Source organism: Burkholderia sp. RF2-non_BP3 (genome assembly GCF_001522185.1).
GTDB classification, from domain to species: domain Bacteria; phylum Pseudomonadota; class Gammaproteobacteria; order Burkholderiales; family Burkholderiaceae; genus Burkholderia; species Burkholderia diffusa.
In genome coordinates, this window is record NZ_LOSU01000040.1 from 1 (window position 1) to 19,573 (window position 19,573).

19 protein-coding genes and 2 tRNA genes are annotated in these 19,573 nt (G+C 67.7%); 13 read left to right on the forward strand and 8 right to left on the reverse strand.

All coding sequences use genetic code 11. The features are described from left to right. Nucleotides 1–23 precede the first annotated feature (23 nt). From WS45_RS21115 to WS45_RS21125, 3 genes are all read left to right on the forward strand, one after another. Nucleotides 24–99 (forward strand) — tRNA-Glu (locus WS45_RS21115). A gap of 73 nt (nt 100–172) precedes the next feature. After that, a tRNA-Asp gene (locus WS45_RS21120) sits at nt 173–249 on the forward strand. 132 nt (nt 250–381) lie between these two features. Beyond that, the gene (locus WS45_RS21125; protein WP_059529245.1) at nt 382–846 is read left to right on the forward strand and encodes a GNAT family N-acetyltransferase; all 465 of its coding nucleotides are present in this window, start codon (nt 382–384) and stop codon (nt 844–846) included. A gap of 38 nt (nt 847–884) precedes the next feature. Here WS45_RS21125 and WS45_RS21130 read toward each other — a convergent pair whose 3' ends face one another. Then, nucleotides 885–1,763: an AraC family transcriptional regulator gene (locus WS45_RS21130; protein WP_059529248.1), complete on the reverse strand. Its 879-nt coding sequence runs from the start codon at nt 1,761–1,763 to the stop codon at nt 885–887. 307 nt (nt 1,764–2,070) lie between these two features. Here WS45_RS21130 and WS45_RS21135 point away from each other — a divergent pair, with 307 nt between their 5' ends. Further along, nucleotides 2,071–2,484, forward strand: coding sequence for a gamma-glutamylcyclotransferase family protein (locus tag WS45_RS21135; protein WP_059701524.1), 414 nt, complete (start codon nt 2,071–2,073; stop codon nt 2,482–2,484). A 132-nt stretch (nt 2,485–2,616) separates the two neighbouring features. Here WS45_RS21135 and aceB read toward each other — a convergent pair whose 3' ends face one another. Both aceB and WS45_RS21145 read right to left on the reverse strand, forming a co-directional pair. Further along, complete coding sequence (gene aceB / locus WS45_RS21140; RefSeq protein WP_059701622.1) at nt 2,617–4,209, reverse strand: malate synthase A; 1,593 nt, start codon at nt 4,207–4,209, stop codon at nt 2,617–2,619. Between the two features lie 67 nt (nt 4,210–4,276). Next, a complete protein-coding gene (locus WS45_RS21145) occupies nt 4,277–5,038 on the reverse strand; it encodes a haloacid dehalogenase type II (protein WP_059701526.1) in 762 nt (253 codons plus the stop codon). 153 nt (nt 5,039–5,191) lie between these two features. Between WS45_RS21145 and WS45_RS21150 the strand changes: the two genes are divergently transcribed. Both WS45_RS21150 and WS45_RS21155 read left to right on the forward strand, forming a co-directional pair. Continuing rightward, nucleotides 5,192–6,097: a LysR family transcriptional regulator gene (locus WS45_RS21150; RefSeq protein WP_059529255.1), complete on the forward strand. Its 906-nt coding sequence runs from the start codon at nt 5,192–5,194 to the stop codon at nt 6,095–6,097. Nucleotides 6,098–6,256: 159 nt separating this feature from the next. Continuing rightward, nucleotides 6,257–6,691, forward strand: a complete 435-nt coding sequence (locus tag WS45_RS21155; RefSeq protein ID WP_057929788.1) for a universal stress protein — start codon at nt 6,257–6,259, stop codon at nt 6,689–6,691. Nucleotides 6,692–6,916: 225 nt separating this feature from the next. Here the strand turns inward: WS45_RS21155 and aceA are convergent, their stop codons facing one another. The 3 genes from aceA to WS45_RS21170 form a co-directional block, all read right to left on the reverse strand. Then, nucleotides 6,917–8,224, reverse strand: coding sequence for an isocitrate lyase (aceA, locus tag WS45_RS21160; RefSeq protein WP_059529257.1), 1,308 nt, complete (start codon nt 8,222–8,224; stop codon nt 6,917–6,919). A 381-nt stretch (nt 8,225–8,605) separates the two neighbouring features. Then, nucleotides 8,606–10,147, reverse strand: a complete 1,542-nt coding sequence (locus WS45_RS21165) for a DEAD/DEAH box helicase (protein WP_059529260.1) — start codon at nt 10,145–10,147, stop codon at nt 8,606–8,608. A gap of 359 nt (nt 10,148–10,506) precedes the next feature. Beyond that, complete coding sequence (locus tag WS45_RS21170) at nt 10,507–10,776, reverse strand: acyl-CoA-binding protein (RefSeq protein WP_059529263.1); 270 nt, start codon at nt 10,774–10,776, stop codon at nt 10,507–10,509. Between the two features lie 147 nt (nt 10,777–10,923). Between WS45_RS21170 and tsaB the strand changes: the two genes are divergently transcribed. From tsaB to WS45_RS21190, 4 genes are read left to right on the forward strand one after another with little or no spacing between them, the layout of a single operon-like run. Beyond that, a complete protein-coding gene (gene tsaB, locus WS45_RS21175; protein ID WP_059529266.1) occupies nt 10,924–11,691 on the forward strand; it encodes a tRNA (adenosine(37)-N6)-threonylcarbamoyltransferase complex dimerization subunit type 1 TsaB in 768 nt (255 codons plus the stop codon). Next, nucleotides 11,688–12,188 (forward strand): ribosomal protein S18-alanine N-acetyltransferase, encoded by a 501-nt coding sequence (gene rimI, locus WS45_RS21180; RefSeq protein ID WP_059529269.1) that lies wholly within the window; start codon nt 11,688–11,690, stop codon nt 12,186–12,188. The genes tsaB and rimI overlap by 4 nt, the downstream gene beginning before the upstream one ends. Continuing rightward, nucleotides 12,175–13,221 (forward strand): uracil-DNA glycosylase, encoded by a 1,047-nt coding sequence (locus tag WS45_RS21185; protein WP_059701528.1) that lies wholly within the window; start codon nt 12,175–12,177, stop codon nt 13,219–13,221. The genes rimI and WS45_RS21185 overlap by 14 nt, the downstream gene beginning before the upstream one ends. After that, nucleotides 13,218–14,177, forward strand: coding sequence for a DUF1853 family protein (locus WS45_RS21190; protein WP_059701530.1), 960 nt, complete (start codon nt 13,218–13,220; stop codon nt 14,175–14,177). The genes WS45_RS21185 and WS45_RS21190 overlap by 4 nt, the downstream gene beginning before the upstream one ends. 18 nt (nt 14,178–14,195) lie before the next feature. Here the strand turns inward: WS45_RS21190 and thiD are convergent, their stop codons facing one another. Both thiD and lplT read right to left on the reverse strand, forming a co-directional pair. Next, entirely contained in the window at nt 14,196–15,005 is an 810-nt protein-coding gene (gene thiD / locus WS45_RS21195; protein WP_059701532.1) for a bifunctional hydroxymethylpyrimidine kinase/phosphomethylpyrimidine kinase, read from the reverse strand. Between the two features lie 58 nt (nt 15,006–15,063). Beyond that, complete coding sequence (gene lplT, locus WS45_RS21200; RefSeq protein WP_059529280.1) at nt 15,064–16,371, reverse strand: lysophospholipid transporter LplT; 1,308 nt, start codon at nt 16,369–16,371, stop codon at nt 15,064–15,066. 218 nt (nt 16,372–16,589) lie between these two features. On the opposite strand from lplT, the gene alr reads away from it, so the two are divergent. The 3 genes from alr (at nt 16,590) to WS45_RS21215 (ending at nt 19,464) form a co-directional block, all read left to right on the forward strand. Next, a complete protein-coding gene (gene alr / locus WS45_RS21205; RefSeq protein ID WP_059701533.1) occupies nt 16,590–17,660 on the forward strand; it encodes an alanine racemase in 1,071 nt (356 codons plus the stop codon). Between the two features lie 11 nt (nt 17,661–17,671). After that, the gene (gene radA, locus WS45_RS21210) at nt 17,672–19,048 is read left to right on the forward strand and encodes a DNA repair protein RadA (RefSeq protein WP_044847946.1); all 1,377 of its coding nucleotides are present in this window, start codon (nt 17,672–17,674) and stop codon (nt 19,046–19,048) included. 149 nt (nt 19,049–19,197) lie between these two features. Further along, nucleotides 19,198–19,464, forward strand: a complete 267-nt coding sequence (locus WS45_RS21215; protein ID WP_059529286.1) for a DUF2866 domain-containing protein — start codon at nt 19,198–19,200, stop codon at nt 19,462–19,464. Nucleotides 19,465–19,573 lie beyond the last annotated feature (109 nt).

Genomic DNA, 19,573 nt, shown 5'->3' on the forward strand with positions numbered 1-19,573 from the left:
ATTAAAGATGTAAGCAGTACGTTGTCCCCTTCGTCTAGAGGCCTAGGACATCACCCTTTCACGGTGAGTACAGGGGTTCGAATCCCCTAGGGGACGCCAGATTTCGGCGTCGTTCGAACAAACGATGCGCCGGCAGGAAGCAACCGACGCCTGCCAGGCAAGAAGCAAGACTGGAGCGGTAGTTCAGTCGGTTAGAATACCGGCCTGTCACGCCGGGGGTCGCGGGTTCGAGTCCCGTCCGCTCCGCCAGAAAATGAAAAAGCCCGCCTTGCGCGGGCATTTTCATTTGCATTGCCGATCCCGTGTCGCTACGAGAAATTCGCGATTGCATCCGCCCGCGACTGCGCTATCGTGGCGGGATGCGTACTTGACCCCCGCGCGATGCTCGATCCGACCGACCTGCGATTGCTGTATCAGCTCCGGCCAGCGGAGCCTGGCGATTTTCCCTTTGCCGAGGCGCTCACGCACGGCAACATGGGCGGCTATTACAAGCGCCATGGGCTCGTTTGGCGCAGCGATCTGTTCTATGCAAGCTGGCGCGAATCCGAAAACTTCATCCTGGAAGCCGACGGCGAACGCATCGGCGTGCTGCGCGTGACCGAGGAGGGCGATTCGCTGCACATCCGCGACGTGCAGATCGCAGCGGGCCATCGCGGGCAGGGTGCAGGCACCTACCTGCTCGACATGTCGCATCGCTGGGCGCGCGCCCGCGGGCTGCACGAACTGCAGCTGCGCGTGTTCGTCGACAATCCGGCCGCGAAGCTCTACCAGCGCATGGGGTACCGCGTGACCGGGCCGAGGCTGGCGCAGCTCGGATCGATCCGCCATATGGTGCGCGCGGTCTGAACGCGTAACGGCACAAGGCCGCAGGCAACATGGCGACGTCAGCGTGCGGTGCCGATCGCGTCGTCGTCGGGGATGTCGCTGGTGGCGATGTCGTCTTCCGCGCCGCGATGCTCGTAGCCTCGCAGCATGAATGCGCGCGGGCTTTCGCCGAACGCGCGCCGGAACATCGCCGAAAACGCGCTCTGGCTCTGGTAGCCGAGTTCGCGCGCGATGTGCGATAGCGGACGCCCCTGGTTCAACAGCGGAATCGCGCGCGCGAGCAGCGCCTGCTGCCGCCACTGTGAAAAACTCACACCCAGTTCCTGCTTGAACAGCCGCGAAATCGTGCGCGTGCTGGCGCCGACCTCACTCGCCCAGTGTTCGAGCGATTCCGCGTGCGCGGGTTGTGCGAGCACCGACTCGCACAGCAAGCGCAGCCGCTTCTCGTCGGGCATCGGCACCGCGAGCGGCAGCGGTTCGGCGCGGCTCAATTCGTCGAGCACGAGCCCGCACAGCAGCCGTTCGCGCTCGCCGCTCAGGTCGCGCGCGTCGAGTGCGACGATCAGTTCGCGCAGCAAGCCCGTCACCTCGACGACGCGACACGCGTCGAGCCCGTCCGGCACGACCGACTCGTCGATATACAGCGTGCGCAAGTACGCTTCCTCGACGATCACGACCTCGTGCGTGACGTGCGGCGGCACCCAGATCGCGCGGGAGGGCGGCACCATCCAGGTCGTTCCGGTCGTCGCGACGCGCAGCACGCCGCGCGACGCATACGCAAGCTGCGCCCACGCATGCGTGTGCAGCGGGATCCGGCGGCCGGCATCCACCTGCCGCGCCCGGACGCGCATCGGGTGGACGCGGGTCGGCGCGAACTCGGGCGGGATGTCGATGACGTCGTAGGGATTCGATGCGTCGGCTTGGGCAGGCGGATTCATGGACGATTCGGTCGGCGCGGCGGCGATGCCGTTATTTTAGAAGGCGCCGCGTAGGCGCATGCGGCGGTTTTTCGGCCGATAATGCACCGTTCAAATGAACTTTGTATGGGGCCGCACGCATTCCGGCCCACGCAAGCCGGGTTCAGGGCCAGCGCGCCGCGTCGTGCCGAAAGAACCATCGGGCCGCCGGCGCGGTCTATCGATGCGGGCGCGTCCACGTGAGAGCGGCGCCCCGGCGACGCCGGCGCCCGCGGCGCGGCCGCGACGGCCCGGCACGGCAACACCTGAATCAAAGAGGAGAACCACAATGCGCTACGTATTCGTCTACGGCACGTTGAGAGCGGGAGAAGCCAACGACATCGGCCATGCGGCCGCGCGGCACGGGATCGCCGCGCCGACGCTGCTCGGTGCGGCCGCGCTGCCGGGCGAACTGTACGATTTCGGCACGTATCCGGGCATGGTCGCCGGGCCCGCCGGCCAGTCGCTGGTATGGGGCGACGTCTACGAGATCGACGAACCACTGGTGCCCGTGCTCGACGAGATCGAGCGCGTCTATCCGGGCGTCGACACGCTGTTCCGGCAGGAGCCGGTGACCGTCGAGCTCGGCGGCCGGACGTATGCGTGCGTCTACTATCCGGTCGCAGCGCATGCGGCAGCCGACCGTCCGCGCATTGCGTCGGGCGACTGGGTTCAGCACCGGCGCGAGCGGGAAGCCGCCTGAGCGTCCGCGCGGCGAACGGCTGCACGGCAAAAGGAAAAAGCGCCCCGCGGGGCGCTTTTTTCATGCCGCCGTGTCGCACGTCGCGCGACCGGCGGGCAGGACGGGGCGAGCAGGTCGACCCCGTCCGCGTCGTCAGATTTCCTCGTACAGCGGCAGCGTCAGGAATTCGGTGAAGCCTTCCGACGTCGACATCTGTTCGAAGATCGCCGCGGCACGCTCGTACGGCTGCGTGTTGCCGCCGACCGAACGCTTCACGTTCTCGAGTTCGACCTTCGCGAATTCGCGTACGAGCTCTGCGGTGACCTTGCGGCCGTCGTCGAGCACGCCCTTCGGCGAGCGGATCCACTGCCACACCTGCGAGCGGGAAATCTCGGCGGTCGCCGCGTCTTCCATCAGGTTGTGGATCGGCACGCAGCCGTTGCCGTCGAGCCAGGCGCCGAGATAATGGATGCCGACGTTGATGTTGTTGCGCAGGCCGGCTTCGGTGATCGGCGCTTCGGGCTGGAAATCGAGCAGGTTCTTCCCTTCGATCTGGACGTCGTCGCGCTGCTTCGCGATCTGGTTCGGCTTGTCGCCGAGCACCTTGACGAATTCTTCCATCGCGATCGGCACGAGGCCCGGGTGCGCGACCCAGCCGCCGTCGTAGCCGTCGGTCGCGTCGCGCTGCTTGTCCGACCGCACGCCGCCCATCGCCTTGTCGTTCGCTTCCGGATCGTTCTTGATCGGAATCAGCGCGCTCATCCCGCCGATCGCCGGTGCGTTGCGCTTGTGGCAAGTCTTCAGCAGCAGCAGCGCGTATGCGCGCATGAACGGCACCGTCATCGTGATCTTCGAGCGGTCGGCCAGGCAGAAGTCGCGGTCGTTCTTGAACTTCTTGATCGCCGAGAAGATGTAGTCCCAGCGGCCGGCGTTCAGGCCCGAGCTGTGTTCGCGCAGTTCGTACAGGATCTCGTCCATCTCGAACGCCGCGAGGATCGTCTCGATCAGCACCGTCGCGCGGATCGTGCCGCGCGGCACGCCGACTGCCTCCTGTGCGGCGACGAAGATGTCGTTCCACAGGCGCGCCTCGAGATGGCTTTCCATCTTCGGCAGGTAGAAGTACGGGCCCGAGCCGCGCGCGATCAGTTCCTTCGCGTTGTGGAACAGGAACAGCGCGAAATCGAAGATGCCGCCGGACACGCGCTGGCCGTCGACCGTCACGTGCTTCTCGTCGAGGTGCCAGCCGCGCGGACGCACGATCAGCGTCGCGACCTTGTCGTTCAGCCGGTACGACTTGCCGTTCTGCTCGAGCGAAATCGTGCGGCGCACGGCGTCCTTCAGGTTGATCTGGCCGTCGATCTGGTTCGTCCAGTTCGGCGCGTTCGAATCCTCGAAGTCCGTCATGTACGAATCGGCGCCGGAGTTCAGCGCGTTGATGATCATCTTGCGCTCGACGGGGCCGGTGATCTCGACGCGGCGGCATTGCAGGTCGGCCGGCAGCGGCGCGACCTTCCAGTCGCCTTCGCGGATCGCCTTCGTATCGGCCAGGAAATCGGGGCGTTCGCCGGCGTCGAGGCGCTTGGTGCGCTCGACGCGGGCCTGCAGCAGTGCCTGGCGGCGCGGCTCGAACGCGCGGTGCAGCGCCGCGACGAGTGCGAGCGCTTCAGGCGTCAGGATCGCTTCGTAACCCGGCTTGATTTCGCCGGTGATCGCCATGCCTTGCGGCAGCGTGATCGGGGTGCTCATGAGTCTCATCTCCTTGGTCGGTCAGTTGCGGTTTCGGTGAAGGGGGAAGGCGGCAGCGCCGCGAACGTCATGCGCCCGGGCCGGGGCGCGCGCGGTTCGCGGGTCTGCCGGACGGAGCCGGGGTGGCGAGGAATGCGAGCAGGTCGGCCATGCCGCTGCCGGTGCCGTCGGGCGGCGCGCCGAGTTCCTCGGCGGGCGCGCCCGTGCGGTTGAGCCAGAACGTCGTGTAGCCGAACCAGACGGCGCCCGCGACGTCCCAGGCGTTCGACGACACGAACACGATGTCGCGCGGATTCGCGCCGAACGCGGCGGTGCCGAGCGCGTACGCGACCGGGCTCGGCTTGTACGCGCGCACCGCGTCGGCCGACAGCACACGATCGAACAGGCCGGTCATGCCGGCGCTCTTGATCGCGATGTCGAGCATCTCCGGGTTGCCGTTCGACAGGATCGCGAGCGGCGGGCGCGGTTCGAGGGCGCGCAGCTTGCGCAGCGCAGGCACCGTGTCGGGATAGGTGGACAGGCACGCGTATTCGTCCATCAGCCGCTTTTCGGCCGCGCTGTTCAGCGCGAGGCCGAGCAGGCGCGCGGCGAACCGCAGCGCGTCCAGCGTGATGTCGCGGAACGGCCGATAGCGGGCGCCGGATGGATCGGCGAGCGTGCGCAACTGCGAGTATTCGATTTGCTTGCGTCGCCACAGCTGCGACAACCGCTCCCCGTGACCGGGAAACATCTGCTCTGCCGCGGCCACGACCGCATGCACGTCGAACAACGTGCCGAATGCGTCGAAGAGGATTGCGTCGGGAGAGGAGAGTGTCGTTGTGGCCGACATAGCCTTGCGCTCCAGTTTCAGAGGTCGGATCGATTCTATTCGTGATAACAGGTGCTAAAAAAGACGCTAATCATCACTTGATCTTTTACTTTCATATACATAATCTTGACCGCTCAAGCTATTTGGAGGGCGGGAGCGCCGCCCTGGCGAGTCATGGACCGGTTCAAACAGATCGAAACGTTCGCCGCGGTCGCGGCGAAGGGCAGCCTGTCGGCGGCCGCGCACGCGGAAGGCGTCGCGCCGGCGATCATCGGCCGCCGCCTCGACGCGCTCGAGGAGCGGCTCGGCGTCAAGCTGCTGGTGCGCACGACGCGCAAGCTCACGCTGACCTTCGAGGGTTCGGCCTTCCTCGAGGATTGCCAGCGGATCATCAACGACATGCAGAACGCGGAGGCGAGCGTGTCTGCCGGCGGCGTTAAGGCGAGCGGCCACCTGCGCATTTCCGCGCCGGCCGGCTTCGGCCGGCGCCACGTCGCGCCGCTCGTGCCCGAATTCAGCGGCGCGCATCCGGACGTGTCGGTCACGCTCGACCTGTCCGACCGGATGGTCGATCTCGTCAACGAAGGGTTCGATTGCGCGGTGCGGCTCGGCGAGCTGCCCGATTCGTCGCTGGTGTCGCTGAAGCTCGGCGAGAACCGGCGCGTGTGCGTCGCGTCTCCCGCGTATCTCGCGCGGCGCGGCACGCCGGCCACGCTCGCCGAACTCGCGCGCCACAACTGCCTCGCGCTTGCCGCGAACGCGAACCAGCAGCGCGGCTGGGCTTTCCAGGAGGACGACAAGGTCGTGTCGATTCGCGTAAACGGCACGATGGAATGCTCGGACGGCGCGGTGCTGCACGAGTGGTGTCTCGCCGGGTACGGCCTGGCATGGCGCTCGTGGTGGGAAGTCGGCGACGACATCGCAGCCGGGCGCCTCGTCAGCGTGCTCGATGCGTTCGCGGCGCCGCCGATCGGCATCCACGCGGTATTTCCGCAGCGCCGCCACCTGCCGCTGCGCGTGCGCCTATTTCTCGATTACCTGAAACATACGTACGAGCGGCCCGGGTATTGGGGCGAGTAGGGCGCGCCCGCCCGCGCGTTTCCGATATGAGGGCGAACCCGCTGCCGGCGCCGGTCGCCCGGTTTCGCGCACTACAATCGAAATTGGCATGCGCGACGCGCCGGGGTCGGCCCGCATGGGGTCGCGGCGCGCGCGGTGCGTCTGACGCAGGAGGGCGCGATGTTCCGGCACATCCTCGTTCCAACCGACGGCTCCGAGCTGTCGCAGAAGGCGATCGACGGCGCGATCGACCTGGCGCGCGCGGTCGGCGCGCAGGTCACGGCCTATGCGTGCCTGCCGCAGTATCCATACTCGCCGTTTTCCGAAGTGATCATCGAACCGCCCGCCGATTTCCGGGCGCGCAGCGAGCGCGAGGCGCGCGCGCACCTGGACGACGTGCAGGCGGCCGCGAAGGCGGCCGGCGTCGTCTGCGACAGCTGGACCAGCGTGCATCCGTCGCCGTACCTCGGCATCATCGAGGCGGCCGAACGCGGTGGCTGCGACGTGATCTTCATGGCGTCGCACGGACGCCGCGGGCTCGGCAGTCTGCTGATCGGCAGCGAAACGCAGCGCGTGCTGACCCATACGAAAATTCCGGTGATCGTCTATCGGTAGCCGCGGCGCCGTGTAGGGCCGCGCGGGCGGCGGCACGGCAGCGCCGCTGGAAAAAAGGCGCGCCGGACGAAGCCGGCGCGCGTCGTTGCAGGCGGCCGCAGGCCGCGCGGCGGGTCGCACGGGTCACCGCGCGCCAGCCGTCTCCTCCCTGATTGTTGTCCCATGCCGCCGATGCCGCGCCGTCGCATGACGGGCGGGCATCGGCGTGACGCTTGCTTTCGCGTGTTATGCGACCTTCTTGCCGTCGAAGAACTGTTCGTCTTCGGTCGAGCCGTGCAGCGCGGTCGTCGAGGCTTCGCGCTCGACCGTCTGCGTGACCGCGTCGAAGTAGCCGGTGCCGACTTCGCGCTGGTGCTTGACGGCCGTGAAGCCCTTGTCCGCTGCCGCGAACTCGGCCTGCTGCAGTTCGACGAACGCGCTCATCTGCGTGCGGGCATAGCCGTGCGCGAGGTTGAACATCGAGTAGTTCAGCGCATGGAAGCCGGCCAGCGTGATGAACTGGAACTTGTAGCCCATCGCGCCGAGCTCCTTCTGGAACTTCGCGATCGTCGCGTCGTCGAGGTTCTTCTTCCAGTTGAACGACGGCGAACAGTTGTACGACAGCATCTTGCCCGGGAACTGCTTGTGGATCGCTTCGGCGAATTTCTTCGCGTACTCCAGATCCGGCTTGCCCGTTTCGCACCAGACGAGATCGGCGTACGGCGCATAGGCGAGGCCGCGCGAGATCGCCTGCCCGATGCCCGGCTTCGTCCGGAAGAAGCCTTCGACCGTGCGCTCGCCCGTCAGGAACGGCTTGTCGTTGTCGTCGATGTCGGATGTGATCAGGTCCGCCGCTTCGGCGTCGGTCCGCGCGACCAGCACGGTCGGCGTGCCCATCACGTCGGCCGCCAGACGCGCCGCCGACAGTTTCGCGACCGCTTCGCGCGTCGGCACGAGCACCTTGCCGCCCATGTGGCCGCACTTCTTCACCGACGCAAGCTGGTCCTCGAAGTGGACGCCCGATGCGCCTGCCTCGATCATCGCCTTCATCAGTTCGAACGCGTTCAGCACGCCGCCGAAGCCGGCTTCCGCATCGGCAACGATCGGCGCGAAGAAGTCGACGTAGCCCTCGTCGCCCGGGTTCTTGCCTTCGGACCACTGGATCTGGTCGGCACGCGTCAGCGTATTGTTGATGCGCTTGACGACGAGCGGCACCGAGTTCGCCGGGTACAGCGACTGGTCCGGGTACATTTCGCCCGCGACGTTCGCGTCGCCGGCCACCTGCCAGCCGGACAGATAGATTGCCTTGAGGCCGGCCTTCACCTGCTGCATCGCCTGATTGCCGGTCAGCGCGCCGAGTGCGTTGACGAACGGCTCTTCGTTGATGAGGCTCCACAGCTTTTCCGCGCCGCGCTTGGCCAGCGTGTGCTCGACGACGATCGAGCCGCGCAGGCGAACCACGTCCTCAGCCGTGTAGCTGCGCTTGATACCCTTCCAGCGCGGATCGGTTTCCCATTGCTTTTGCAGTTCCTGTGCCTGTTGCTGTCGCGACATGATGAGCTCCTTGATGCGGTGTGTTGCCAGATCGGTCGAATCGGACGGTACTGATGCCGTTCTCGAAACGGGGGCAGAGTGTGCGCCGTTTTCGGGAAGTCTTGTATAAGAGTTTAGGCAAGCCGATCGGAGCAAAACAGGGGTTGGCTCAGGAAGTTTTAAACTTTTTAATTGTTATTAATCAATGTGTTGCGCATTCTATTTCGCAATGGGAAACGACTTTTCCCATCTCGCAATTGTAAGGTTGTGCCGCGCAGCATGATTTTTTACGACTCAAAAAAATTTTCCGTATCGTGAAATATGGCGCGGGACGAAAAAAAACCGGCGCGGGTGCGCCGGTCTGCCGGATGGGCGGGGCGGCGCGAGGCCGCCCGGGCGTGCTTACGACGCCGAATTGCTGCGACGCGGGCCACCGCTGCGCTGGCCGTCGCGACGCGGGCCGCCGTCACGGCTGCCGCCCGGCTTGCCGCTCCAGCCGCCGCCATTGCCGCCGCCGTAGCTGCGGCCGTTGCCGCCATGACCGCCGCCCGGCTTGCCGCCGAAACGACGACCGCCGTTACCGCCGCCCGGACGGCCGCGGCCGCCGGTGCCGCGATCGTTGCGCGGGGGGGCCTTGCGCGGCTCGAAGCCTTCGATCACGTTGACCGGCAGCGGCGAGCGCACGAAGCGCTCGATGCGCTTGAGCGCGCCTTGTTCGGCGTGGTGCACGAGGCTCACCGCGGTGCCCGAACGGCCGGCACGGCCCGTACGGCCGATACGGTGCACGTAGTCTTCCGCGAACTTCGGCAGGTCGTAGTTGAACACGTGCGTGATGCCCGGGATGTCGATGCCGCGGGCCGCGACGTCGGTCGCGACCAGCACGCGCACGCGGCGCTCGCGCAGCGCACGGATGGTGCGGTTGCGCGCGCCCTGCGGCAGGTCGCCGTGCAGCGCGGCCGACTGGAAGCCGGCGTCGGCGAGACGGCCGGCGAGCTGGTCTGCGTCGATCTTGGTCGCCGTGAAGATGATCGCCTGGTCGAGCGCGTCGTCGCGCAGCAGGTGATCGAGCAGACGATCCTTGTGATCGCGGTCGTCGACGTAGTGGACGGTCTGCGCGATGTTTGCGCGCGACTCGATCTTCGCCGTGATCTCGATGCGTTCCGGATCCTTCAGCAGGCGGCTCGTCAGCGAACCGATCTTGCCGTCGAGCGTGGCCGAGAACAGCATCGTCTGGCGCGACTCGGGCGTCGCGGCGACGATCGTCTCGATGTCGTCGATGAAGCCCATGTCGAGCATGCGATCGGCTTCGTCGAGCACGAGCATCTTCAGTTCGGACAGGTCGATGCGGCCGCGCTCGAGGTGGTCGAGCAGGCGGCCCGGCGTGGCGACCAGGATCTCGGGGTTCTTCGCGAGCAGCATCAGCTGCTGGCCATAGGCGACGCCGCCGAGGATGCTGACCGTACGCAGACGCTTCAGGTGCTTGCCGTAGGTCGACGCGGCCGTGGTGACCTGCATCGCGAGTTCGCGGGTCGGCGTCAGCACGAGCAGGCCCGGGCGGGCGACGGGTTGCGGGCGGCGCGCACGGCGGTCGCCCTGGTTCGGTTCACGCGGCGCACGCGGTTGCTGCGCCTGCGACTTCTGAAGCTGCGCGAAACGTTCGATCGCGGGCAGCATGAATGCGGCCGTCTTGCCCGAACCGGTCGGGCTCGACACCAGCAGGTCACGGCCGGCGATGCCGGCCGGAATCGCGCGCTGCTGCACCGGCGTCGGCTTGGCGTAGCCGGCGGCCTGCAGCGCGGAGACGATCTCCGGCGACAACCCGAGCGACGCGAAAGTCGGCTCGTCCGACGCCGGTTCGACCGCGGCCGGTGCGGCGGCGTTCTCGAGACCGAGCGCCTGGTCGGCGATCGCGTTGAGCGGGCTGGAGTTGATGCTCGAAGTCATAACAATCCTTGAAACACAGTGGGTGAAACGTCGGCGCCAATCGCGCATACCCAAGTCGTCGGATTCAGCGAGCAAATCGGGAAACGGGTGCAATCCGCCGAACCGTCGGCGGATGAGGCATTAGAAGCTGTTTTGGGTGCGGCGCGCTTCTGGAGCGGGGCCGCCAGCCTGATAAGTGACGACCGCGAGGGTCGAAGCAGGAGGGGACAGGTTCTAAACCGGATTGGAGCTTAACGCTACGAGGCGTCGGGCCGGAACGGCTTGCGAGCCGAGCGCGGGAGATGACGCAGCCAGCATTATAAAGATATTTGCTGCGCTGCGCCACTGATTTGATTGCCTATTGCGGCGGGCGGGGCAGGTCAGGACGCCGTGCCGTTCTTCAGCGATTCGACGAGCTCGATGTATTGCTGCTTCGCCGCATCCTGGGTCGTGCCTTTCAGCGCTTCCCATGCGTCGTACTTGTACTTGCCGACGATATCGGTGAAGCCGGGCTTGTCGCCGTGCGCGTCGCCGTCGGTCGCCTGCTTGAAGAGCGCGTACAGGCGCAGCAGCGTCAGGTTGCCCGGTCGCTCGGTCAGTTGCTTGACGTCGATCTGGGCCTGGTCGAATTGGGCGGTGAGTTCGCTCATCGTGTGTCTCCGTAAGGGTTTCAAGTCGGCCGATCTTAACAAGCGCCGCGCCGCGCGGGGTCGAGCGATCCTTCCAAACCGCCGGCCGGGCGGCGCGCGCAACGCGATCGGGTCCGATCGCCCGTGGGAGCGGGGCGCCGCATTACAATGTCGGCCATGACGCAAACAGTGCTCCTCGCCATCGATACGTCGACCGAATACTGCTCGGTCGCGCTGCTGCGCTCGGCTTCGGCCGATGACGCCGTTTCCACCCCGCAAACCTGGGTCCGCCACGAGCTGACGGGCGCCGTGTCGAGCACGCGCGTGCTGCCGGCCATCCAGGAACTCTTCGCCGAATCGGGCCTCACGTTCGCCGATTGCGACGCGATCGCGTTCGGCGCGGGCCCCGGCTCGTTCACCGGGCTGCGTACCGCGACCGGCATTACCCAGGGGCTCGCGTTCGGGCGCGGGCTGCCGGTCGTGCCGGTCGGCACGCTGCTCGCGTGCGCCGAGCATGCGCGGCTGCGCGCGCCCGGCACGACGCGCGTGCTGGCCGCGCTCGATGCGCGGATGGACGAAGCGTACTGGGCCGACTTCGCGTGGGACGACCAGGCAGGCGACTGGCGCACGCTGCATCCGGCGTCGCTCGATGCGCCGGGCGCCGTCGGCGTGCCCGACGCGCCGTTCACGCTCGCGGGCAACGCGGCGGCCGCATTCGGCGCGCAGCTGCCGGCCGCGGCCGCCGCGGCCGTGATCGACGGCGACGCGCTGCCGCATGCGCTGGCGGTCGCGCATGCCGCGCTGCGGGCGTTCCGCGCCGGCCGTACGGTGCCTGCCGACCAGGCTGCACCGGAGTACGTGCGCGACAAGGTCGCGCAGACCACCGCCGAGCGCATCGCGGCCCGTGCCGCGCAGACGGGCGGAGCGAAAGGATGACGGGCGTATTGTTGAGCGACCGCTATCTGTCGCCGATGACGGATACCGATCTCGATGAAGTCGTCGCGATCGAGCAGGTCGCGTACGAATTCCCGTGGAGCCGCGGCAATTTCGAGGATTCGCTGCGCAACGGCTATTTTGGCGTATGCCTGCGGCACGTCACGGGCGCGCTCGTCGGCTATTGCGTGCTGATGCCGGTCATCGACGAGATGCACCTGCTGAACCTGTGCGTCGCCCCGGCGGCCCAGCAGTCGGGCGCGGGTCTCGCGCTGCTGCGCGAAGCCGTGCGCATCTCGCGCGCCGAACGGCTCGACGGCGTGCTGCTCGAGGTGCGGCCGTCCAATCCGCGCGCGATCCATCTGTACGAGCGCTTCGGCTTCGTGACGATCGGCCGGCGCAAGAACTACTATCCGGCGCGGCATCGCAGCCGGGAGGACGCGATCGTGATGCGTCTGACGCTGAACAAGGACGAAGGGGACGCGCATGGCGTGGGCTGAAGCAGCGCTCGAGGAAATGGGGCTCGCGCAAATATGGGTGCGGCGCGGGCAGCGTGCGGAAGGCGATGAAGCGGGCGCAACGCCGGCGGCCGCGTCCGGCGCGGGGGGCGAGGTGTCCGCCGTTGCGACCGCAACCGTCGCGGCGACGCCTCGGCCGGTCGCGGAACAGCCTCGCGACACGCCGCCGCCTGCGACGCGTGCGTTCGCACGCGACGATACGCCGCCGGTCGGCGCAACCGCACGCGCTGCGGCACCGGCGGGCGAGGCCGATTCGGCCGCCCGTGTCGCGAGCGATGACGACCGCGCGCCCACCACGCCCGCACCGGCCGCTGCCGCGGACGACATGCCGCCCGTCGCCGAGGACGATTTCGCCTGGTTCGACGCGGCGCCGCCCGGCGATCCGCTGCCGCCGGCCGAATCGCGTCCCGCCGCAACCCCGGTGGCGATGCTCGACTGGGATGCGCTGGCCGACCGCGTTGCCGGCTGCACGAGCTGCCGCCTGTGCGAGAAGCGCACCAATACTGTGTTCGGTGTCGGCGATCGCGAGGCGGACTGGATGCTGATCGGCGAGGCGCCGGGCGAGAACGAGGACAAGCAGGGCGAGCCGTTCGTCGGCCAGGCCGGCAAGCTGCTCGACAACATGCTGCAGTCGCTCGCGCTCAAGCGCGGCGACAACGTCTACATCGCGAACGTGATCAAGTGCCGCCCGCCGGGCAACCGCAATCCGGAACCGGACGAGGTTGCGCGCTGCGAGCCGTACCTGCAGCGCCAGGTCGCGCTCGTGAAGCCGAAGCTGATCGTCGCGCTCGGCCGCTTCGCCGCGCAGACGCTGCTGAAGACGGACGCGAGCATTGCCTCGCTGCGCGGCCGCGTGCACACGTATGAAGGCGTGCCGGTGATCGTTACCTATCACCCGGCGTACCTGCTGCGCAGCCTGCAGGACAAGGCGAAGGCGTGGGCCGACCTGTGCCTGGCGCGCGATACCTTCCAGCGGCCGGAGGGTGACGACGCGAACGGGCCGGCCGGACGATGACGCGCGGCGCGGCGTTCGCGTTCGTCGATACGCTGCACGATGCCGCGGTCCGCGATCTGGGCTGGCTCCTCGCGAGCCCGAGCCTGCTCACCGCGGCGCCCGGCGCGCCGCTCGCGCATCCGTGGTCGGACGCGGTCGAGCGGGTGGCCGTCGAAGCGTGGCTCGTCGCGCTCGATGCCGCGCCGGCGCCGCTGCACCGCGCACTCGACGGGCTGCGGCCCGTGCGACTCGGCCGCTATGCCGAATGCCTGCTCGAGTATTTCCTCACGCACGGGCCGTCGCTGCGGCTCGTCGCCGCCAATCTGCCGCTGCGCAGCAACGGCAAGACGCTCGGCGAAGTCGATTTCCTCGTCGATGCGCCGGGCGGGCAGCGCCTGCACTGGGAACTCGCGGTGAAGTGCTATCTGTGCGCGCCGGTGGACGGCGACGCAACGCTCGCGGATTTCGTCGGGCCGAATCTCGTCGACCGCCTCGACCGCAAGCGCAGCCGGTTGCTCGAGCATCAATTGCGGCTGAGCGATCGCCACGGGTTCGCGCTGCTCGGCTACGGCGCGCCGTCCGATGCGCAGATGTTCATCAAGGGCTGGCTGTTCTATCCGCACGGCGTGCCGCTGCCGCCGGTGGCCGCGGAAATCGCGGCCGATCATCCGCGCGGGTTCTGGCTCACGCATGCGCAGTGGCCGGCCTGGGCGGCCGCGCAACCCGGTGAAGCGGCGTGGAACGTGCTGCCGCGGCTGGCGTGGCTCGCGCCGCGACGGGTGGCGCCGGACGCCGCGCCCGAACCGCTGGCGCAGTCGCTCGAGCTGCCGTCCGTATTGACGGCGCGCCAGGCGCCTGCGCTGATCGCCGTGCATCGACACGACGGCGACGGCGTATGGCGGGAGACGGCACGCGGCTTCATCGTCCCGGACGACTGGCCGGCGCGTGCGCGGGTGTTCGCCGCGCAGGACCACTGACGCCGCGTCAGCCGGCGCTTACCACCAGCGATGGAAGTGATGGACGGGGCCGACGCCGTGGCCGACGTCGAGCCGGCCGCTCGCGGCGATCGCGCCGGTCAGATAGGCCTTCGCTTCGCGCACCGCGCTCTCGAGATCGGGCTGTTGCGGCAGCAGCGCGGCGATCGCCGACGACAGCGTGCAGCCGGTGCCGTGCGTGTTGCTGACCGGCACGCGCACGCCGTCGAACCGCACCGTATGCGCCGCATCGACGAGCCAGTCGGGGCTCGCGGCGGCATCGGGCAGATGGCCGCCCTTCATCAGCACGGCGCGCGCACCGGTCTTCAGCAGCAGCTGACCTTGCCGGACCATCTCGTCTTCGGTCGTCGCGGGCGTATCGCCGAGCAGGGCGGCCGCTTCGGGCAGGTTCGGCGTGACGACGGTCGCGAGCGGCAGCAGCGCGTCGCGCAACGCGTCGACCGCATCGGGCGCGAGCAGCGCATGCGAGCTCTTCGAGATCATCACCGTGTCGAGCACGACGAAGCGCGGCGCATGGCGCCGCAGCGCGTCGGCCACCGCGTGCACGATCGCCGCGTTCGCGAGCATGCCGATCTTGACCGCGTCGATGCGGATGTCGTCGAACACCGCGTCGAGCTGCGCGGTCACGAACGCGGCGTCCGGCGCGTGCACGCCGGTCACGCCGCGCGTGTTCTGCGCGGTCAGCGCGGTGATCACGCTCGCGCCGTACGCGCCGAGCGCGGAGAAGGTCTTGAGGTCGGCCTGGATGCCCGCGCCGCCGCCCGAGTCGGAGCCGGCGATCGTCAGGACGTTGGGTATCGGGTGCGTCATGATGGCAAGGCGCCGGTTCGAAGACCGGCGCCGACGGACGAAAACGGGAAGTGTAGCGTCAGTGCCGCGATTCGCCGATCAGCGCGACCGAGTCGAACTGACGCTGGTTCGCCTGGTGGCGGCGCATCACGAGCCACATCGTCAGGCACACGAACGTGCCGAACAGCACGATCACGACGCCGACCGGCACGTCGAGCCAGACCAGCACCGCATACAGACACAGCATCACGAGCACCGACAGGTTCTCGTTGAAATTCTGCACCGCGATCGAGTGGCCGGCCGACAGCAGCACGTGGCCGCGATGTTGCAGCAGTGCGTTCATCGGAACCACGAAGTAGCCGGACAGCGCGCCGACGCAGATCAGGAAGATGTACGCGACGATCAGGTACGCCGGCAGGCGCAGGTGGCCGAAGTGCACGGCCCAGTGCGACGGGAACAGATCGCGCGTGTAGAACGCCATCAGCATGACCGCGATGCCCATGATGATGCCGACGGGCAGCACGGTGAGCGACTTCTTCAGCGGGATCCGCGCGGCGGCGGCGATCGCGCCGCCCGCGACACCGACCGCGACCACCGCCTGCAGGATCGCGCCTTCGGACAGCGACATGTTGAGCGAGACTTCGGCCCACTTCAGCACGATGAACTGCAGCGTCGCGCCGGCGCCCCAGAACAGCGTCGTGACCGCGAGCGAGATCTGGCCGAGCTTGTCGCGCCAGAGCACCATGAAGCAGTCGGCGAAGTCGGTGAGGAGCTTGACCGGGCCACGCTCCTGCTTCGGGTAGCGCGCGCCCGTATCGGGGATCCGCAGGTTGAAGATGGCGGCGATCACGTAGATCGCCATGATGATCACCATCGCCGCTTCGGCGGGCGTGGCGATCCAGGCTGGCGTGTGCGCGATCACGTGCGACGCGATGTGCGGGCTGATCAGCGCGCCGCCGAGCACGGTGCCGAGGATGATCGAGCTGACGGTCGTGCCTTCGATCCAGCCGTTCGCGGCGACGAGCCTGTCGGCCGGCAGCAGCTCGGTCAGAATGCCGTATTTCGCGGGCGAGTAGGCCGCGGCGCCGAAGCCGACGATCCCGTACGCGATCAGCGGATGAGCACCGAACAGCATGATCAGGCAGCCGACCACCTTGATCGAGTTTGTGATGAACATCACGCGGCCCTTCGGGCGCGAGTCGGCGAACGCACCGACATACGCCGCCAGCACCACGTAGGACAACACGAAGAACAGCTTGAGCAGCGGTGTCATCCAGTTGGGGGCGTGGAGGTCTTTCAGCAGGGCGATGGCGGCGATGAGAAGCGCATTGTCGGCCAACGACGAGAAAAACTGCGCGGCCATGATGGTGTAAAAACCTTTTTTCATCTGATGCGATGCTTTCGTCGCTGCGGCAGGGCCGCGTAGGCCGCCTGGTATGCGATCGGCTTATTCCGTTCGAAATGGGTTGTGCGCACGGCTTTATAACACGAAAATACGGCAATTCGGACTAGCAAGATTCCCCGATCGTTCCGCAAATTGTCGGCTTCGGTGCTCAAAAGGCGCGGTAAGCTGATGATTCGCAAGCGTCTTTACGTAAATTTCCCATGCCGCGCCCGATCTCCGCCACCATCCATACCGCCGCTCTCGCGAACAATCTCTCCGTCGTCCGCCGATTTGCCGGCCCGTCCAAGGTCTGGGCGGTCGTCAAGGCCAACGCGTACGGCCACGGTCTCGCGCGCGTGTTTCCCGGCCTGCGCGGCACCGACGGCTTCGGCCTGCTCGACCTCGACGAGGCCGTGAAGCTGCGTGAGCTCGGCTGGGCCGGCCCGATCCTGCTGCTCGAAGGGTTCTTCCGCTCGACCGACATCGACGTGATCGACCGCTACAGCCTCGCGACCACCGTCCACAACGACGAACAGATGCGGATGCTGGAGACGGCGCGGTTGTCGAAGCCCGTCAACGTGCACCTCAAGATGAACAGCGGGATGAACCGGCTCGGCTACGTGCCGGAGAAATACCGCGCCGCGTGGGAGCGCGCCCGCGCGTGCCCCGGCATCGGCCAGATTACGTTGATGACCCATTTTTCGGACGCGGACAACGAGCGCGGTGTGGCCGAGCAGCTCGCGACGTTCGAGCGCGGTGCGGAAAACATTGCCGGTGCGCGCAGTCTCGCGAATTCCGCGGCCGTGCTGTGGCATCCGGATACGCACTTCGACTGGGTGCGCCCGGGGATCGTGCTGTACGGCGCGTCGCCGTCGGGGCTGTCGGCCGACATCGCCGACACGGGCCTGAAGCCCGCGATGACGCTCGCGTCCGAGCTGATCGCCGTGCAGACGATCGCGAAGGGGCAGGCGATCGGCTACGGCTCGACGTTCTCCGCGCAGGCGCAGATGCGCATCGGCGTCGTCGCGTGCGGCTATGCGGACGGCTATCCGCGCGTCGCACCCGAAGGCACGCCGGTGATCGTCGACGGCATCCGCACGCGGATCGTCGGCCGCGTGTCGATGGACATGATTACCGTCGACCTGACGCCGTGCCCGCAGGCCGGCGTCGGCGCGCGGGTCGAGCTGTGGGGCGACGCGCTGCCGATCGACGACGTCGCGCGCCATTGCGGGACCATCGGCTATGAACTGATGTGCGCGGTCGCCGGTCGCGTGCCGGTGCGCGCGGAATAAGGGCAGCTCGCGTGGCAAAACAGAAAACCGTCTACGTCTGCAGCGAGTGCGGCGGACAAACCCCGAAGTGGCAGGGGCAATGCCCGTCGTGCCAGGCCTGGAATACGCTCGTCGAATCGGTCGCCGAGTCGCCGGCCGCCCATCGCTTCCAGTCGCTCGCGAAGCGGGCGCCCGTGCAGCGGCTCGTCGACATCGAGGCGGCCGACGTGCCGCGCTTCTCCACCGGCATCGGCGAATTCGACCGCGTGCTGGGCGGCGGGCTGGTGCCGGGCGGCGTCGTGCTGATCGGCGGTGATCCGGGCATCGGCAAGTCGACGCTGTTGCTGCAGTCGCTCGCGGACATCGCCAGCGAGCGTCGTGCACTCTATATCAGCGGCGAGGAATCGGCCGCGCAGATCGCGTTGCGCGCGCAACGGCTCGCGCTGCTCGACGGGGGCGCACCGGCGGCCGAGCTGAAGCTGCTCGCCGAAATCCAGCTCGAGAAGATCCAGGCCGCGATTGATGCGGAACGGCCGGACGTCGCCGTCATCGACTCGATCCAGACCGTCTATTCCGAAGCGCTGACGTCGGCGCCCGGTTCGGTGGCCCAGGTGCGCGAGTGCGCGGCGCAGCTCACGCGCATCGCGAAACAGTCCGGCACCGCGATCATCATGGTCGGGCACGTGACGAAGGAGGGCAACCTCGCCGGCCCGCGCGTGCTCGAGCACATCGTCGACACGGTGCTGTACTTCGAAGGCGACACCCATTCGTCGTTCCGGCTCGTGCGCGCGTTCAAGAACCGCTTCGGCGCGGTCAACGAACTCGGCGTGTTCGCGATGACCGAGCGCGGGCTGCGCGGTGTCGCGAATCCGTCCGCGCTGTTCCTGTCGCAGCACGAGCAGGTCGTGCCGGGTTCCTGCGTGCTCGTCACGCAGGAGGGCACACGCCCGCTGCTCGTCGAAATCCAGGCGCTCGTCGATACGGCCCATGTGCCGAACCCGCGCCGGCTAGCGGTCGGCCTCGAGCAGAACCGGCTCGCGATGCTGCTCGCGGTGCTGCACCGGCATGCGGGCATCGCGTGTTTCGATCAGGACGTGTTTCTGAACGCGGTGGGCGGCGTGAAGATCACCGAACCGGCCGCCGACCTCGCGGTGCTGCTTGCGATCCATTCGTCGATGCGCAACAAGGCGCTGCCGAAGGGCCTGATCGTATTCGGCGAAGTGGGGCTGGCGGGCGAGATCCGGCCGTCGCCGCGCGGCCAGGAACGGCTGCGCGAGGCGGCGAAGCTTGGTTTCACCGCGGCGCTGATCCCGAAGGCGAATGCGCCGAAACAGCCGATCGAAGGGCTGAACGTGATGGCCGTCGAGCGGATCGAGCAGGCGATCGACCGCGTGCGCGATCTCGAATGACCGTGCGTGGCCGGCACCCGCGCGTGCCGGCCGGCCGCGATCTGTCGCGTAATTCGTTGTAAAGAATATGTAGGCTGATGTAACCTGCCGGACATCGCTTTTCCCTATCCTTTGCCGGATTGTCGAACCGCGCAATGCGAAGGGAACCTATGTTCAAACAGTATGGGGAAACGCCGGGCGGACGCAGTTACAACCTGCGCGGCTGCCGCGTGTCGGAGCCGATCGTTCAGCCGTGGGGCGGTGGATGTCGGATCGTCGAGTGGATCGACGACGAAGGGCGCATCGCGCGCCGGGTCGTCTCCGAGGACGTGACGGAAGCGGAGGTCGCGGCGGCGATCCGCCGGCCGACCGAAGGGCGACGCCATCTGATGGACGACGACGAGCAGATGCCGCGCGATACGTTGCCGCGGCGTTGAGCGGGTGGCGGGGCCGACGAACGGCCGACGCGACAACGGCGAACGCGACAATGACGAAGAGGCCGGGCCTGGGTGCCCGGCCTTGTCGTTTCCGGGCCTGGCGCAGCCG

Bases quoted from the DNA above. Each gene is read 5' to 3' on its own strand.
- aceB (WP_059701622.1), bottom strand. From the start codon at position 4,209: ATGAGCACCCCGATCACGCTGCCGCAAGGCATGGCGATCACCGGCGAA.
- WS45_RS21145 (WP_059701526.1), bottom strand. From the start codon at position 5,038: ATGTCGGCCACAACGACACTCTCCTCTCCCGACGCAATCCTCTTCGAC.
- WS45_RS21215 (WP_059529286.1), top strand. From the start codon at position 19,198: ATGTTCAAACAGTATGGGGAAACGCCGGGCGGACGCAGTTACAACCTG.
- tsaB (WP_059529266.1), top strand. From the start codon at position 10,924: ATGTCGGCCATGACGCAAACAGTGCTCCTCGCCATCGATACGTCGACC.
- lplT (WP_059529280.1), bottom strand. From the start codon at position 16,371: ATGAAAAAAGGTTTTTACACCATCATGGCCGCGCAGTTTTTCTCGTCG.
- WS45_RS21165 (WP_059529260.1), bottom strand. From the start codon at position 10,147: ATGACTTCGAGCATCAACTCCAGCCCGCTCAACGCGATCGCCGACCAG.
- WS45_RS21155 (WP_057929788.1), top strand. From the start codon at position 6,257: ATGTTCCGGCACATCCTCGTTCCAACCGACGGCTCCGAGCTGTCGCAG.
- WS45_RS21135 (WP_059701524.1), top strand. From the start codon at position 2,071: ATGCGCTACGTATTCGTCTACGGCACGTTGAGAGCGGGAGAAGCCAAC.
- alr (WP_059701533.1), top strand. From the start codon at position 16,590: ATGCCGCGCCCGATCTCCGCCACCATCCATACCGCCGCTCTCGCGAAC.
- WS45_RS21130 (WP_059529248.1), bottom strand. From the start codon at position 1,763: ATGAATCCGCCTGCCCAAGCCGACGCATCGAATCCCTACGACGTCATC.
- WS45_RS21190 (WP_059701530.1), top strand. From the start codon at position 13,218: ATGACGCGCGGCGCGGCGTTCGCGTTCGTCGATACGCTGCACGATGCC.
- WS45_RS21150 (WP_059529255.1), top strand. From the start codon at position 5,192: ATGGACCGGTTCAAACAGATCGAAACGTTCGCCGCGGTCGCGGCGAAG.
- WS45_RS21185 (WP_059701528.1), top strand. From the start codon at position 12,175: ATGGCGTGGGCTGAAGCAGCGCTCGAGGAAATGGGGCTCGCGCAAATA.
- WS45_RS21170 (WP_059529263.1), bottom strand. From the start codon at position 10,776: ATGAGCGAACTCACCGCCCAATTCGACCAGGCCCAGATCGACGTCAAG.
- aceA (WP_059529257.1), bottom strand. From the start codon at position 8,224: ATGTCGCGACAGCAACAGGCACAGGAACTGCAAAAGCAATGGGAAACC.
- WS45_RS21125 (WP_059529245.1), top strand. From the start codon at position 382: ATGCTCGATCCGACCGACCTGCGATTGCTGTATCAGCTCCGGCCAGCG.
- thiD (WP_059701532.1), bottom strand. From the start codon at position 15,005: ATGACGCACCCGATACCCAACGTCCTGACGATCGCCGGCTCCGACTCG.
- rimI (WP_059529269.1), top strand. From the start codon at position 11,688: ATGACGGGCGTATTGTTGAGCGACCGCTATCTGTCGCCGATGACGGAT.